The organism is Bacteroides sp. MSSM.1001136sp1_RTP21357st2_D2_RTP21359_211015, assembly GCF_040913205.1.
GTDB lineage: Bacteria > Bacteroidota > Bacteroidia > Bacteroidales > Bacteroidaceae > Bacteroides > Bacteroides ovatus.
Map to the genome: position 1 here is coordinate 18,414 of NZ_JBDFVF010000018.1, position 16,090 is coordinate 34,503.

Annotated in this window: 9 protein-coding genes; 6 read left to right on the forward strand and 3 right to left on the reverse strand. The window is 41.8% G+C overall.

Annotated features, from left to right (window positions below; all coding sequences use genetic code 11):
• Positions 1–311: 311 nt before the first annotated feature.
• The 3 genes from AB5217_RS12810 to AB5217_RS12820 all read right to left on the reverse strand — a co-directional run bounded on the left by AB5217_RS12810 (position 312) and on the right by AB5217_RS12820 (position 3,576).
• Positions 312–1,841, reverse strand: coding sequence for a pectate lyase (locus AB5217_RS12810; protein WP_004320967.1), 1,530 nt, complete (start codon positions 1,839–1,841; stop codon positions 312–314).
• Between the two features lie 118 nt (positions 1,842–1,959).
• Complete coding sequence (locus AB5217_RS12815; protein WP_004301518.1) at positions 1,960–2,778, reverse strand: LytTR family DNA-binding domain-containing protein; 819 nt, start codon at positions 2,776–2,778, stop codon at positions 1,960–1,962.
• A gap of 3 nt (positions 2,779–2,781) precedes the next feature.
• Entirely contained in the window at positions 2,782–3,576 is a 795-nt protein-coding gene (locus AB5217_RS12820) for a LiaF transmembrane domain-containing protein (RefSeq protein WP_004301517.1), read from the reverse strand.
• Between the two features lie 346 nt (positions 3,577–3,922).
• Between AB5217_RS12820 and AB5217_RS12825 the strand changes: the two genes are divergently transcribed.
• From AB5217_RS12825 to AB5217_RS12850, 6 genes are all read left to right on the forward strand, one after another.
• On the forward strand, positions 3,923–7,180 hold the full coding sequence (locus tag AB5217_RS12825) for a SusC/RagA family TonB-linked outer membrane protein (protein ID WP_004301515.1): 3,258 nt from the start codon (positions 3,923–3,925) through the stop codon (positions 7,178–7,180).
• A gap of 25 nt (positions 7,181–7,205) precedes the next feature.
• Positions 7,206–9,113 (forward strand): RagB/SusD family nutrient uptake outer membrane protein, encoded by a 1,908-nt coding sequence (locus AB5217_RS12830; protein WP_004301514.1) that lies wholly within the window; start codon positions 7,206–7,208, stop codon positions 9,111–9,113.
• Positions 9,114–9,128: 15 nt separating this feature from the next.
• Entirely contained in the window at positions 9,129–11,006 is a 1,878-nt protein-coding gene (locus tag AB5217_RS12835; RefSeq protein ID WP_032844450.1) for a DUF5123 domain-containing protein, read from the forward strand.
• Between the two features lie 84 nt (positions 11,007–11,090).
• Positions 11,091–12,719: a pectinesterase family protein gene (locus AB5217_RS12840; RefSeq protein ID WP_004305292.1), complete on the forward strand. Its 1,629-nt coding sequence runs from the start codon at positions 11,091–11,093 to the stop codon at positions 12,717–12,719.
• A 93-nt stretch (positions 12,720–12,812) separates the two neighbouring features.
• On the forward strand, positions 12,813–14,396 hold the full coding sequence (locus AB5217_RS12845; RefSeq protein ID WP_004309414.1) for a hypothetical protein: 1,584 nt from the start codon (positions 12,813–12,815) through the stop codon (positions 14,394–14,396).
• 31 nt (positions 14,397–14,427) lie between these two features.
• A complete protein-coding gene (locus tag AB5217_RS12850; protein ID WP_032844446.1) occupies positions 14,428–16,089 on the forward strand; it encodes a pectate lyase in 1,662 nt (553 codons plus the stop codon).
• Position 16,090 lies beyond the last annotated feature (1 nt).

The window sequence follows — 16,090 nt, forward strand, 5'->3', positions numbered from 1 at the left end:
CAAGCCTAAGGAGGATTGGCTATTATAAGTGCTGGCTTCATGTTTCTCATTTGTTTAGATTTTCATTGTACATTAATGATGTTTTTCGCTAGAGTGATTTTTTTGTTCTTTCACCAGTGCAAAATTGAGGATTAAGCAAGAGAAGATAGAGTAAGATTTAGTAGAAAAGGAGTAAAAAACGGACTGGGGTAAAAAAGTGCCCCTCTGGTATAGCCATGCACAAAAAAGATATGCCCTTCAAATGTTATCATAAAACACCTGAAGGGCATATCATCTAAATTCTCCGCATTGAACGGGGAATTGCTGATTACCTATTTGTTCTGTGCATCGACTATATGTTGCACCAAACTATTCAAATATACCTCAAGATTCGTATATTGTCCATTCGGATCTTTCGTTTTTGTATTTCCATCTACGGGATTATTCGGATCAAGTCCGTTTTTTATTTCCCACTCATCAGGTATGCCATCACCGTCCGAATCTACCGGTGCCGAAAGACCTGCTATTGATAATTCCGGCCAGGGAGAATCGCCTGTGTCTTTGGGGCTATTGATAAATCCGGGTTTATTTCCTTCTCCGGTGAAAGTTGCCGTTCCTTTCCGGGTGTCGGAAATGATACGTTTGTCTACTTCATCACGATAATTACAGCAACCTGCATAATTCATCACCTGTTCATAAGCCTTGTCAGCCGAATAAGTAGTGATTACTCCAAAATCAAGAGGTTCTTTCAGACGGATAGATTCTTTGGCATCTTCTGTCCAGAGGAAATCTACTTTTTCATCATTCTTCAACTGGGCATAGACTCCATCCGTCCAGTTATCGGCAGTAACTTTGTTGTTACCTTCTATCTTATTTCCATCAATATAGAAAGTTCCCCATTTCTGCAGGTAAGGTTGAAAAGCCAAGTTCTTTTTGGGTTCTCCATCAACGTAAACATAAGCTTGCGGATAAACTCCGACTTTGGCAATACGATATTGCACCTGTTTGGAAGCCTGTTTTGTTGCCGGTCCCGGTTTATAATAGTTATTGACGATATTGACATGCTGATCTTCCCCGCCATAGCAGCCGTTTCCAGCCCAGTTGTAGAAAACATTATTCCGGATATCAACACATTCGCCAAGAGCTAATGTAGAAGGACGAGGGCCCAGACGAGGCACGCGACTCTCACAGTGAGCGATCAGGTTATGGTGATAAGAAGCTTTATGTCCTCCCCAATTGCCTCCATATCCATGTGCCCCTTTTACATGAGTCGCTTTTCTTAATGCTTCAGAGCCAATACACCATTGTACCGTAGAGTTTTCCATACCATAAACGGAAAGACATTCATCTACACTCCAACTGACAGAGCAATGGTCTACCATAATATCTTTCTTATCACAGCCGCCCAACCCATCGGGTTCTTTCCCACTGGCTTCTCCGGGGCGGAAACGAAGAAAACGGATAATTACATTATTAGAATTAATAGAAAAGCCATAATCAGCCAGACAGATTCCTCCGGGAGAAGTCTGTCCTGCAATGGTGAGATGATCTTTCCCTGTTCGTAATTCCGATTTCAGATGAATCGTACCTGCCACATCAAAGACAATCGTTTTAGGTCCATTTTGTTTCAAAGCCCAACGTAAAGTCCCCTGCGAACCATCGTCTTCCAAAGAAGTCACATGATACACTTTACCACCACGGCCGCCTGTCGTGTATCTACCGTGTCCTTCAGCTCCGGGAAAAGAGATCACTCGATCTTCCCGGCCGCCTGTCTCCTGTTTTTCGGGTATGTCATAGGAAAAGGACATCATTCCTCCCGCAACCATTGCCAGCAGACAAACATAAACTAATTTTCTTTTCATTTCCTTATTCACATTATTAGATGATGGAAACAAAAGTAGTGGAAGCTTTTCATTCTGACATTCATTTTTTGACCGATATGGGGGAAAAATCAGTTTTTATGATAAGATTGAACAAATTTTAGATCCCCAGCCGCTCTTTTAATAACCGGTAACCGGAAAGACTTACTTTAAGTTTCACGCCAGTCTTCAATAACAACTGATAAGTTTCTTTTCCGAAAAGCTCGACCCGCGAAATTTGTGTTACGTTGACAATCGTAGAACGATGCACACGCACAAAAGTATCAGGAGACAGATGGGTCTCAAAATATTTCATAGTTTGTTCTTTCAGATATTCTCCGGTAGGGGTTATCAACATTACATAATCTCCACAGGCTTGTATGTAGATCAGTTCGTCTGTCTTTACCAGATGAATGCGGGAACCGTCTTTCACCGTAATGCGATCTATTAATTCTGTCTGTGGTTCTCCTTGTTGTTCGGTCACAGTTAGCTGATGTGCAGCCAATTCTTTATCCAGTTCCTGATTCTGTACTTCTTCTTTAGTTACGATCAAGCGATACCATAAAGTAATGGCAATCAAGGTTGGCAGCCCGAACAATAACCGGAAAGGTATGGTCTGCACAAAAGGAATATAGGATATGCCTACAATCCTCACCATGATATCACAGATCATAAAACTACCCGCCAGCCATAATAGGCTTCCAACGATTATCATGATTATATCCGTCTGGAACAACGAAACAAGACCGACCACAAACCAGGCCAAATAGGCTATGGCTGCCAGCCAACCAATTGTTGCCACTCCATCTACCAGAGCAGGAAGATAGTCGTTTCCGGTATATCCACAGACTAAAGCCACCTGTGTCGCAACCAGAATAAACGCCAGCACCAGCATCGGAATCCAGCGGAATGGATAATCTATTATCGGATGTGGTTTCATACGCTAGTCTTTAACTTCCAAGCCTCCGAAAGAAAGCGTTCCACGAATGACCAATATATTCTCCTTGTTTACATTCCCATTTTGCCAGCGTTTGTCATCACATCCTCCAAAGAAAGCATTGCATTTGAAGACGACTGTCCAATCCGACGGGACATAAATCTCGACTCCTCCCCAACTGCAATCCAAATCAATATAGGTTTCTCCCGGTGCAATATGGGTATGGCGAAGATCAATAGTCGTCCCCCCGAAAGAGGTACGAATCATGGCTCCTTTAAACAACTCATCAAGTACTACGTGACGTGCAGCTCCCCAGACATTCTCCGAACGCAAAAAGCCATCTACTGATTCCGATTGTTGTTGCTCACTCTCAAAGTTCATGCCGGGTCTACCCTGATGCATCTTCATCCATTGCCGACGATGTTCCATTGTATGCTGACGAGCCCATTGCGCCCTCTTATTTCTGCCGGGTTTGAAGATAAATAAAACACCTGCTATTATCAGAGCGAGGGGCCACACCATTGCCTGTGAATTTTCCGGTAACCAGGAAAGTCCTCCTATCAGAAAATAAACACCCGCCAGAAAAAGGATGATTCCACCGATGAAATGGCGGCGAATCATTGCATATATACCTAATAATATAAGGAGTGAATGCCAGGATACGATCAAATCAAATACTTCTGAAGTTATCCATCCCATATTACGGGCAAACAGTAGAATCCCGGAAAGGATAAAAAGCAAAGCTATCAGTATTTTACCGGAAAAGCCTGTAGCACGGGGAAAATTTTGTTTCTCTTCCATTGTTTCTATTATTAATTGATTAATGGTTCAAAGATACATCATTTCCCTATGCTTCCACAGGCTTTTCAGTTGATTTACGGTATAAATTCCGATGAATGCCGGATAAAAACCGGTGAAAAAATCAATTTATAAATCTCTGATTCGTATATTTGCCGGCCTTTAGAACACAAATAACACCCTTCAAAGCTAATAACTACACCTCGCAACAAACTAAAAAACAAAAAATACGAGGTGAAAAACAAATATTGCACATCACTATATCTTCATTCTCATACTTTTGTAGCGATGAATGAACTCTCATCGGGATTTTTATGAAATATCAAACAACAACCATTAATTAATAAACATGCAAAGAATGTCTAACAAAGTGAAAAACATGCGCTCCTTATTGCTAATACTATTTTCAGCAATATCGCTTAGCGTATCTGCGCAAACGATTACCGTAAAAGGTAACGTGAAAGACACCAGCGGAGAGCCTGTTATTGGAGCCTCTGTTGTAGAAAAAGGTAATACTACCAATGGTACGATTACAGATTTAGATGGTAATTTTTCTATTAAAGTTGATGGCAAAAAAACATTGGTTATTTCATACATAGGTATGAAAACTCAAGAAGTAGCCGTTCAAGGTAGAAAAACAATTAATGTACAAATGGTCGACGACTCGAAAGCTTTGGACGAAGTCGTAGTAATTGGTTACGGTACGGTCAATAAAAGAGATTTAACCGGTTCTGTAGCCTCTGTTAGTGCCAAAGACTTAGCTGCTATACCAGTAGCAAGTGCATCTGAAGCCCTTACCGGTAAACTTGCCGGAGTTAGTGTTACTACTACTGAAGGTTCTCCCGATGCAGATATAAAGATCCGTGTTCGCGGTGGTGGTTCACTATCACAGGATAACTCTCCTTTATATATTGTAGACGGTTTCCCTGTTTCAAGCATTAGTGATATCGCTCCCTCGGAAATTCAAAGCATCGACGTATTGAAAGATGCTTCTTCCACAGCCATTTATGGTGCCCGTGGTGCAAATGGTGTAATCATCATTACTACCAAGAGCGGAAAAGAAGGTAAAACGCAAGTAGACTTCGGTGCTTCTTTCGGTTTTAAACAGGTAACCAAACTGACTGAAGTCTTGAGTCCTTACGATTTCGTTGCTTATCAGCGTGAAATCGGTTCTCTGGATTATGGAAACTTTGCCGATATGGATATCTGGCGTTCTATTGATGGTACCGATTACCAAGACGAGATGTTCGGACGTACTGGAAACCAGCAACAATACAACATTAATGTAAGTGGCGGAACCAAGCAAATGACTTATAGTGTCAGCTATGCCCATAATGAAGAAAAAAGTATCATGCTTAATTCCGGCTTCAAAAAAGACAATGTAAATGCAAAAATTAAATCAGAACTGAATAAATGGATGACACTGGACTTTAACGCCCGGTTAAGTTACTCTACCATTGACGGTTTAGGTGGTGGTGCTGATACCAATGAATCCAATGCTGCCAATTCAACTGTGGCTAATGCTACCGTATTCCGTCCGGTTGATTCACTTAAATACAGTGATGACGACGAAGAAAACAGTTCGGCACAACAGAAATCTCCATTGGAACGTCTGCTTGCAACGGATAAAACCCGCAATACTTTCAACCAGAACTACAATGTAGGTTTAAACTGGAAACCATTCAAGAACTGGACATTCCGTTCCGAATTCGGATATGGATGGAAGTTTGACGATACAGAACAGTATTGGGGAGTAGATGCAGTATCTAATTCTAAATATGGATATAACGGTCAGCCACAAGCCTACCTGTTGAGAGAAAAGACGATGAGCTGGCGTAATGCCAACACATTGACCTATGATAACAAAAAACTGTTCAAAGGTCGTGATAAACTCAATGTATTGATCGGACATGAAGTAAGCAGCAGCCAAAGGAAATCAATAGAAAATGTATCTGTAGCTTTCCCTGTTACTATGAATTTCGATGATATGAAAGCAAATATGGGTTCGGGCAAAGCTTTAGCCAACCAATCTACCATTGCTGCAAAAGAAAACATATTATCATTCTTTGGTCGTGTGAACTATACTATGATGGATAAATACTTGCTTGCTGTTACAGTACGTGCAGACGGTTCGAGCAAGTTCGGTTCCGGAAATCGTTGGGGTGTTTTCCCGTCAGCAGCTTTGGCATGGCGTATCTCTGACGAGGCTTTCATGAGTAACACTCAAGACTGGCTGTCAGCTTTGAAACTACGTTTAAGCTTCGGTACTGCCGGTAACAACCGTATCAATTCCGGTTTGCTTTCCACCACTTACTCTTTGGGAGGTAATGATGCACGCAATCCTTTCTTCAACGGAGAAAGCACTACCATGTTGGAACATGGAACGAACTTATACAACCCCGATTTGAAGTGGGAAACAACAGTTACCCGTAACATCGGTATTGACTATGGATTCTGGAACAATCGTATCTCCGGTGCTATCGACTTTTACTGGAATACAACCAGAGACTTATTGATGCGTACTGAAATTCCTTCTCTCTCCGGATATAACTATCAGTACAAGAACTTCGGACAGACATCCAATAAAGGTGTAGAATTGTCTGTTAGTGCTGTTTTATTTGATAAAAAGAATTTCTCTTTGAACTTCAATGCCAACATTGCTTACAACCGCAACCGCATTGATAAACTGAATACAGACTCTCCCTGGCAAAGTAGTAACTGGTCAGGTAGTACAATGGCCAAATACGAAGACTTCCGCGTAGAGAAAGGCGGACGTTTGGGTGAAGTTTGGGGATATAAGACAAACGGTTATTATACTGTATATGATCCTGTCACCAACCCTACCGGCGAACTGGTTTGGGCAGGTAGCGAATGGGGATTAAAAGACGGAATGCAAGATAACAGTCCTACTATCACCGGTGGTAAATACTATCCGGGTGGTTTGAAACTGGAATGTGATAAAGATGGTAACCCTCTCAAACAACGTTTGGGTAACACTATCGCTCCTACAACCGGTGGTTTTGGATTCGATGGTCGCGTAGGTAATTTCGACTTCAATGTATTCTTCAACTACTCTCTCGGAAATGTAATTGTCAATGGAACAAAACTGGCAGCTTCTTTCCGTTCAGGTTCAAGAACCGGTTATAACTTAAACAATGATTTCAGACTGTCTAACCGTTACACATGGATTGATCCGGAAACTGGTTTGAACCTGTCGTCCAGCTCTACAGATGTCCTTAATACCTATGGAGACATGACAACAGCAGGATTACGTCTGAATGAAATAAACGCTAACGCCAATATGTACAATCCGGCCAGCGCTACTACCATGCAGCTGACTGATTATGCAGTAGAAAAAGCCTCATTCCTGCGTTTGAATAACATTACTATCGGATACTCTCTTCCGAAAACAATTGTAAGGAGAGCGTTTATGCAGAATGTGAGAATCTATCTGACAGGATATAACCTGTTCTGTTGGACTAACTACAGCGGAGCAGACCCTGAAGTCGATACAAGCAGTAAGAAAAATGCGATGACTCCGGGTATAGATTACGCCGCTTATCCTAAGAGCCGCACATTTGTGGGTGGTATTAACGTTACATTCTAATTAAAACATTAAACAGATTGATCGTATGAAAATATATAAGACATTATTCCTGGGGCTGGGGTTAATTGCCCTGTCTTCCTGTTCGGACTTCCTGAATCAGACCTCACCGTCTGAATTGGATAATGAATCAACTTTTAATAATGCCTATTATACAGAATTGGCACTTAATAAAGTTTACGGCAGCCTGACGCAAGACCAGACTTATTCTAACTTCCTACCTATCATTGCCGGAACCAATACCGACTGTGAACTGATTGACGGTTTGGGTACGGATGCAAGCAACACGTCCAGCGAACGTGGTAATATGAACTACAACGCTAATCCGGGATGGTCACAACTTTCCAAAGTATGGGATGCCATGTACGGAGTAATCGAGAATGCGAATCTGGTAGTAGATGGTATAAACAATAGCCAACTGATACAACAAGCAGGAGCAACCCGTACCAGCATGATGAGATTCCGTGCAGAAGCGATGACATTGCGTGCGATGATTTATTTCGATCTGATCCGCTTGTTCGGTGATATTCCTTTCAAAACAGAATCTTCCAACAGCGACCTGTCTAATGTTTACATTGGAAAGGCAGATCGTGACGATATCATGGATGAATTGATAATTGAACTCGAGGAAGCTATCGGATATTTACCTTGGGCTGGTGAAGACGGTTATACAACCGAACATGTAAGCAAAGGCTATGCTCACGCTCTCTTGGCTAACATTGCAATGACACGTGCCGGATATGCTATCCGCGAACAAGCTAAAGACGGATATATCACCGGAGATAACAGTGACGCTACTTATCCTACTCAACGTTGCAGCGATACCAAACGTAGAGAACTATTCGAATTGGCCGAAAAACATCTGGCAGCTGTTGTCAGTTCAGGAAAACATAAACTGAATCCTTCTGTAGAAGAATACTGGCGTTTAATAAATATCGGACAACTAGATCAGACTTATCAAGAAAACCTGTTCGAGATTCCAATGGGACTAAACAAAAGTGGTGAGCTGGGATATACTATCGGATATCGTATAAACGGTGCCAGTTCCCTATTCGGTCCGAAAGGTAACTCATCCGGTAAGTTGAAACTGACTGCTCCTTATTATCTGTCATTTGGCGAAGGAGATATCCGCCGCGATCTGACTTGTGCTATTTCACAACTTTCTACAGACAAAAACACCAAAGTATTTAAAGAATATATGTTAGGAAATGCTCCTTTCGGTCTTTATTGTGGAAAATGGGATTATCGTAAGATGATGGAAAACTCTGAATGGTACGCAGCTGTATTGGCCAGCGATCAGAAAGTTTGTTCCGGTATCAACGTAGTGAAAATGCGTTATCCGCAAGTATTGCTGATGTATGCCGAAGTTGTGAACGAACTTTATGGTAAGGGTGCAACAGCCGAAGGTTGTACATTAACAGCCACAGCAGCCCTGAAAGAAGTACACGACCGTGCTTTCACCGATGCAACCAAACGTGATGCTGCATGGACTGCTCTAATGGGAAAAGACTTCTTCGATGCAATTGTTGACGAAAATGCATGGGAACTGGCAGGAGAAGGTGTTCGTAAGTTCGACCTAATCCGTTGGAACCTGTTGAGCGAAAAAATAGACGAATTCAAAAACGAATATACAAATGCAGTGTATAATGGTACATATCCACAGTATGTGAACTATAAATATCGCACGGACAATCCGATGTATATCGATATGACTTCTCTCGTATTTGGAGCTAAAGTAGGTGGAGAATATGAAAACAAGAGCTTTTTCGGAGCTGAAACCAGTGACAAGGAGCAAAAGAATCTGAAAGTAAACTTGCCTAGTATTTCTGGCGGATTGAACAAGGCTGTGAAGAATCGTTATTTATTGCCGATAGCTTCTACAACCATCTCTACCTCAAACGGTAAATTACATAACTCTTATGGTTATTCGGATTAATCTTAAAATCGTAAAATGATGAAGAATATAAAAAATATATTGGGAATGGGAGCTTTCATGCTCCTGACCTCTTTGGCTGTATCTTCGTGTACAGAGAAAAGTGATTGGGATATTGACTCTTCCTATAGCCGTCCTTTCGGAACTGATGAAAACGGAATCAGTGTAGAAACAGACAGTAAAGTAGCCAGAGCGGTAGTAACTTGGAGCTCAACATCCAATACCGACTATTACATTATCGAGATTAGTCCTAACGAGATGACTGACGAAACTCCAATGGGATCAGAAGAAAATGGAAATATCGTTTATGGAAATGATCCTGCCAACCGGATCAAGCAGTCACCTTACACAATGGATAATCTGGCGGTAAATACGACTTATTATATGCGTATCAAGTCTATTTCCGGAGAGAAGGAATCTCGTTGGGTAAATTATAAAAAGACTTTTGCTTCAGTTAAGGAAGAAGCTATCCTAAATATTCCAACTACTGAAGACTTACCTGAAGGTCAAGGAAAAGTACGTATGTCATGGGAAGCCGGATTAGCAGTCGATCATTTCGAAATCATGGAAACGGGTGCCACAGAAGCAACTTCACGTGTTATTTCGTCAACAGAAGCTGCCGCAGGTGAAGCATGGGTTGAAAATTTGAAGTCATTCACTGAATACACGATTACTATTTATAATGGAAATAATCCGCGTGGTTCACAGACTGTTACCATCCCTGGTTTGGAAATCGAATCTACCATCAGTGATATAACAGCAAATTCAGCTGTATTCTCATGGGAAGAAACGGTGGATGTAGATGAATATGCTTGTGTTCTTTCTACCGAAGGAGTACCTGAATCAGGAACCCAATTATCACCAGCAGATATTGCTGCACATAAGGTGGCAATCACAGGTTTGGCTTCCAGTACGGAATATACGGCTTATGCTTTCGCAAACGGCTCTATATGTTCTCGTATCACCTTTACAACTAAGAAAGGTAAACCGACGGGGTATACTGAAATGACATGGGAAGATGCCCTTGCCAACTGGGATAATCTTTCAGGAAAAGTATTAATCAATGTTTCCGGAACAGAAGGATTTGCACAAGAAAAAGAAAGCATTGCTGCTGGCGTGACTCACCTTATTTTCTGGGGTGACAGTCAAGACGGACAGGTTAATATGACTATTAAAAAAGGCATAGGTGCCAGCGGAATATGTGATAAAGTAGAATTCCATAATCTGAATATTACCGATGAAGGAAATACAACCCTTATTTATCAAAACGGTGCTTCAGGTTGCATCAAAGAAATAGAAGTTACCTCGTGTACAATTACCAATATCCGTGGTATCGTTCGTATGAATGCAAGTACAAGTAATGCTATGTCTGTTACTATTGACGACTGTATCATCAAAGGATTGGGAAGAGCAGCAACATCCAATCATTATGGATTACTTCTTTCTGACAAGGTAACATTAACAACTCTCAATTTAGTGGTTTCCAACACTTCTATTATTGTATCCAAGGGAGCTTCTGCGTCTCAATTCATAAGACACAAGTCAGGACAACCCGGTACAATAACAATCAAAGATTGTACATTCTATGATATGTCAGCAAGTGATGCTTTCTGCAGAGATACAAAAGACATGACAATAACTATATCAAACACCCTGTTTGCCAAAGGTGGAGTTAAACCTTTCTACAACACAAGTTCCGTAGCTACAACCCTGAACGTAAACGGCTTGTATAAGGCTTCTGACTTTTCATTTGTTACACCCGACTGGGGAAAAGACTATACTAGTCTTCCTCTGACTTCCGATCAGCTATTCCCTAATGGTTCAAGTGAAGATTTGACTTTTGGAGCAGATGTTCCTGAAGAATACAGAGTCGGTGACCAACGTTGGAACAAATAACTAAATAAAACTACAAGGTTTTCCGTCAAGTCTGGAATTTGCATTTACTTGACGGAGAATCTTCTCTAAAAAGCAACAGATATTATGAATACAAATTCAATCAATACAATAAGTAAATACTTACTTCTGTTCTTGTTGATTCTTACAGGTGCTTCCTGTAATGACAACGATGATGCAGAAGATACAAGCATCCCTGTTCTGATTTCACAGAATATCAATGATGGTGATGTAGTAGGTCCGAGCGGATATGTAGAACTGACTTTCAGCAAAGCTATGCGTCAGGCTCCGGATACAGAAATCTATTTCAACGGAGGAGTAGTGCGTGTATCCATCAACTACGAAAAAGTACGTTATACCTTCTCTGGTATGGAAAACAAAGAATGTACTTTCGAAGTTCCTGCCGGAGCATTAACGGATATGCAGGGAAGAGCTTACGACGAAGACTTCTTTTTAAGCTTTACTGCCAAATCTGAAATTTCGGGCGGTGGAAAAGTATTCGATGCAATTGTTGATTCAAAAGGGAATGGTGATTACACTACTCTCCAGGCTGCAATCAACGCCATCACTACCCCACCTACCAGTCCTTATAAAATCTTCATTGCCAACGGAACTTATAATGAATGTGTCCGGATCAATAAGAATAAACCATTTGTTCATTTAATCGGTGAGAGCCGTGATGGTGTTAAAATCCAGTTTGCAGTAAACCGTGTAGATGATTCAAGTAATGCTACCTCATGGCCTTATTCTATTTTCAACGAAAATTCACCAGCCCGCAAAGCCGGATATAGTGAAGACCAAAACACAGTAGTGTTGATTGAAGCCACAGACTTTTATGCTGAAAATATTTCAATCATCAATCTTTATGGTGCATTCTCAAATCGTCACACTGGTGGTTTAGGTAAAAACGGACAGGCAGAAGCCTTGATAAACCGTGAAGACCGCTTTGCTTTGAATAACTGTTTGCTTGTCTCCTACCAGGATACATGGTGGACCCGTTATTGGAACAATACAACCCCTCATCGTGCATACGTTTATAACTCATGGATTGAAGGTCATACAGATTATATCTGGGGAAGTGGCGATGTACTTATCGAAAACAGTACATTCTATAATACAGGCAATGACGGTGGTAGCGTTATAACTGCTTCGCGTACCAGTGAAAGCGATAAATACGGATATGTTATAAAAGATTGTACGGTAAACGGTGATGATACAAAATTCTCATTCGGACGTTCCCAAGCCACAACCACGAAAACTGTCTGGATCAACACCAAGTTGAAAATGGATATTATAGATTCACACTGGGGATATGGTGGACAAGTACCTACACTATATGCTGAATATAACACTATCGACAAGAATGGAAATATGATTGCGGAAAGTAAAACAATCACCTCCGGAAACGTTTCCTTCACTAGTTCAGTGCTAACAGCATCCGAAGCTGCTAAATATACATATGAGAATATAATAACTATTGACAGCTGGAACCCGAAAGAGTATATGGAAACTCCCCTTGCAGCACCTACCAATGTCAATCTGTCGGGAAACACTCTGACATGGGATGCAGTATCCGGTGCTGCCGGCTACCTCATCTTTATGAATGGTAACTATGCAGGGCAAACGACAGACACTACCGTTACACTGACCAACACTGACGAAAGCAATATTTATACAGTGAAAACTGTAAGCCAGTACGGTACAGTAAGCGAATAAAACCAATAAGATTTAATAAAGAGTTCTTTGTCACATCATCAGCAAATATAATGTATGAGACAAAGAACTCTATTTTTTTAAAAGATAATTTGTATGCTCAAATCTATTAAAATGGGATTATTGTGCTTCTGTGTAATCAACCTATCGGTTGCTTGCAGCAGCGAAGACCCAAGTATCACCGATGAAACACCGGGACAGAATACCGGTAACGGTGGTAATGAGAACGAAGGTGGTGAAGAAGAGACACCTGCCGAAACGCGTTATGCCTTTCCGGGTGCTTACGGTGCAGGTCGTTATACTACCGGCGGAGCAGGCGGAGATGTATATATAGTAACTTCGCTTGAAGACAACGATAAGACAACACAAGGAACATTACGCTACGCATTAAATCGCACGGGAAAGCGCACGATCGTATTTGCAGTAAGTGGATTGATAGAACTGAAAAGCCCCTTGAGGATAACCAACGGAGATGTAACGATTGCCGGCCAGAGTGCACCGGGTGACGGTATTTGCCTGAAAGGACATCCCGTATCCGTACAGGCGGACAACGTAATCATCCGTTTCATGCGTTTCCGCATGGGATCGGACAACTTTACAACAGAAGCAGAAGCCGACAGCGGTGATGCATTGTGGGGAAAGCAACATAAAAATATTATCATTGACCATTGTTCGATGAGTTGGAGCACTGATGAATGTGCTTCTTTCTACGATAACACTAACTTTACCATGCAATGGTGTATCATCAGCGAAAGTTTGAATCGTTCGGTACACACCAAAGGTAATCACGGTTACGGAGGAATATGGGGAGGATCACCCGCTACATTCCACCACAATTTATTAGCCCACCACAGCAGCCGTACACCACGTTTATGCGGTAGCCGCTATACAGGGAAACCGGAAAATGAAAAACTCGATTTACGAAATAATGTTTTCTATAACTGGGGACCGACCAATGGTGGCTATGCAGGAGAAGGAGGAAGCTATAATTTCGTGAACAACTACTACAAGCCCGGACCAGTTACCAATACCAAGAAAAATATTGTAAACCGTATCTTCCAACCTAACGGTGATGACGGTACAAATAAAAACACCAAAGGTATATGGGGTACTTTTTATCTGAAAGGAAACTATTTTGATGGCACATGTCCTGAATTGAAAGCCGAATATCAATCTCTGCTTACTTCTGTAAACAATGACAACTGGCAAGGGTTACACCCCAATGCAACAGAAGCCGTTCCTTTACCCGATGGAGGAGAAAAAGCACTTCAGTCAAGTAACGAATTTACTATTTCCGAAGATGCATCCGAATTCACTCAATCGGCAAAAGAAGCTTATGAATCAGTATTAAAGTATGCCGGTGCTTCCTTAAAATATGATGATGTCGATAAACGCATCATAGCCAACGTTCGCAACGGAGATTATACGGCAGACGGCAGCAATGGCAGTGAAAAGGGACTCATTGATAAAGCCAGCGATGTAGGTGGCTGGCCGGAATATAAAAAGGAAACCGGTCCAAAAGACACCGACGGCGACGGCATCCCTGATGAATGGGAGACTGCCAACGGTTTGAACCCCAAAAGTAAGGCCGACGGTGCCAAATATACTCTAAGTAAAACGTATACCAATCTGGAGGTTTACCTCAACAGTCTGGTAGAAACGTTGTATCCCAACAAATAAATCGTCTATATCCCCAAACAGTTAAAAGATAATGAAGCAGAAAATATCTCTATTTTATGTAGCTATTGCATTCAGCATCGCAGGATTATGTACCTCATGCTCTTCCGACGATCCTGTAGATGATACAGGTGGAGGAACAAATAATCCAGGTGGGACATCTTCTGATGTCAAGCAACTGGATTATGGAGAACTTCTTGCTTTCCCATACGCCGAAGGCCACGGTCGCAATACCACCGGAGGACGCGGAGGAAAAGTTTATCATGTGACTAGCCTTGAAGACGACACCAGTGGAAGTATCAGCGGAAGTCTGCGCTGGGCTATGAAACAAGACGGTCCTAAAACGATTGTATTTGATGTGTCGGGTACCATCTATTTGAAATCGGAATTAAAAACCCAGAAAGATGATCTGACCATTGCCGGACAAACATCACCGGGCGGTATCTGTATCGCCAATTATCCATTTACGATTAATTCCAGCAATATCATCATTCGTTTCATCCGTTTCCGCCCCGGAAACTCTAACGTAGACTGCGACGGATTAGGAGGTTGTGACAAACAAAATGTAATCATCGATCATTGTTCGGTAAGCTGGGGAAGCGATGAATGTCTTTCTGTCTATGGTATGCAAAATTCTACCGTACAATGGTGTTTAGCTTATCAAGCCTTACGTGTGACTGATGTAAAGATCAATGCTGCCACAGGTAAATTCGCTTCTCACGGATATGGCGGTAACTGGGGAGGAAACTATGCCTCTTACCACCATAACCTGATAGCCCATTGCGAAAGCCGTGTTCCACGCCTTGGTCCCCGATATACTACATTAGCACTGAACAACAACGATGGAGAGCGAGTGGATATGCGCAACAATGTTTACTACAATTGGGGAGGCGAAGGCTGCTACGGTGGTGAAGCGCAACACGTGAATATCGTTAACAACTACTACAAGCCAGGCCCCGGAACCGATGAAAGCGGTAAAGCAGACCGTGCTTACCGTATCGCCAAGCCGGATGTATATCCGGAAAATTACTCCGGCGAAGCTTACAAAAAATGGCTTCAAACTTGGGGGAAGTTTTATATCGACGGAAATAAAGTGGTAGGCAATACGACTGTTAGCAATGATAACTGGACAAAAGGCGTATTTGAACAAATGGATAATAAAAACTGTGCAACTACGGAGCTTTGGAACCAACATACCCAGATAAAATCAAGTTCACCGGTAGTTAAGGCAGGAAATGTAAGAACTCATACGCCGGATGAGGCTTATGAACGTGTGATGAGCTATGCAGGAGCCAGCAACTATCGTGATAAAGTCGACGAGTTGATAATCAGCGACGTTAAAAACAGAAAAGCAAGTTGCACGGGAGATGCCAGCAAATGGAAAGATCTTTCCGGCTACTCACAAAACAAAAGTGGATATATCAACGACCCGAAAGATGTCTGCACAGCCTTAGGAGTAAATGATCCCTACGATGTTCTGAAATCTGTAACCAATGCAAACGTGAAAGATACGGACGGTGACGGTATTCCCGACTACTGGGAAGAAGAATATGGTTTGAATCCCAAGAAATCTGCTGATGGAAAAGAAACGACTATTGACAAAAACGGGAAGTACACTAATCTGGAAATGTATCTCAATAGTCTGGTGCACGAAATCATGGTAAATGGTGCGACAGGTGGCAGTGTTATAGAATAAA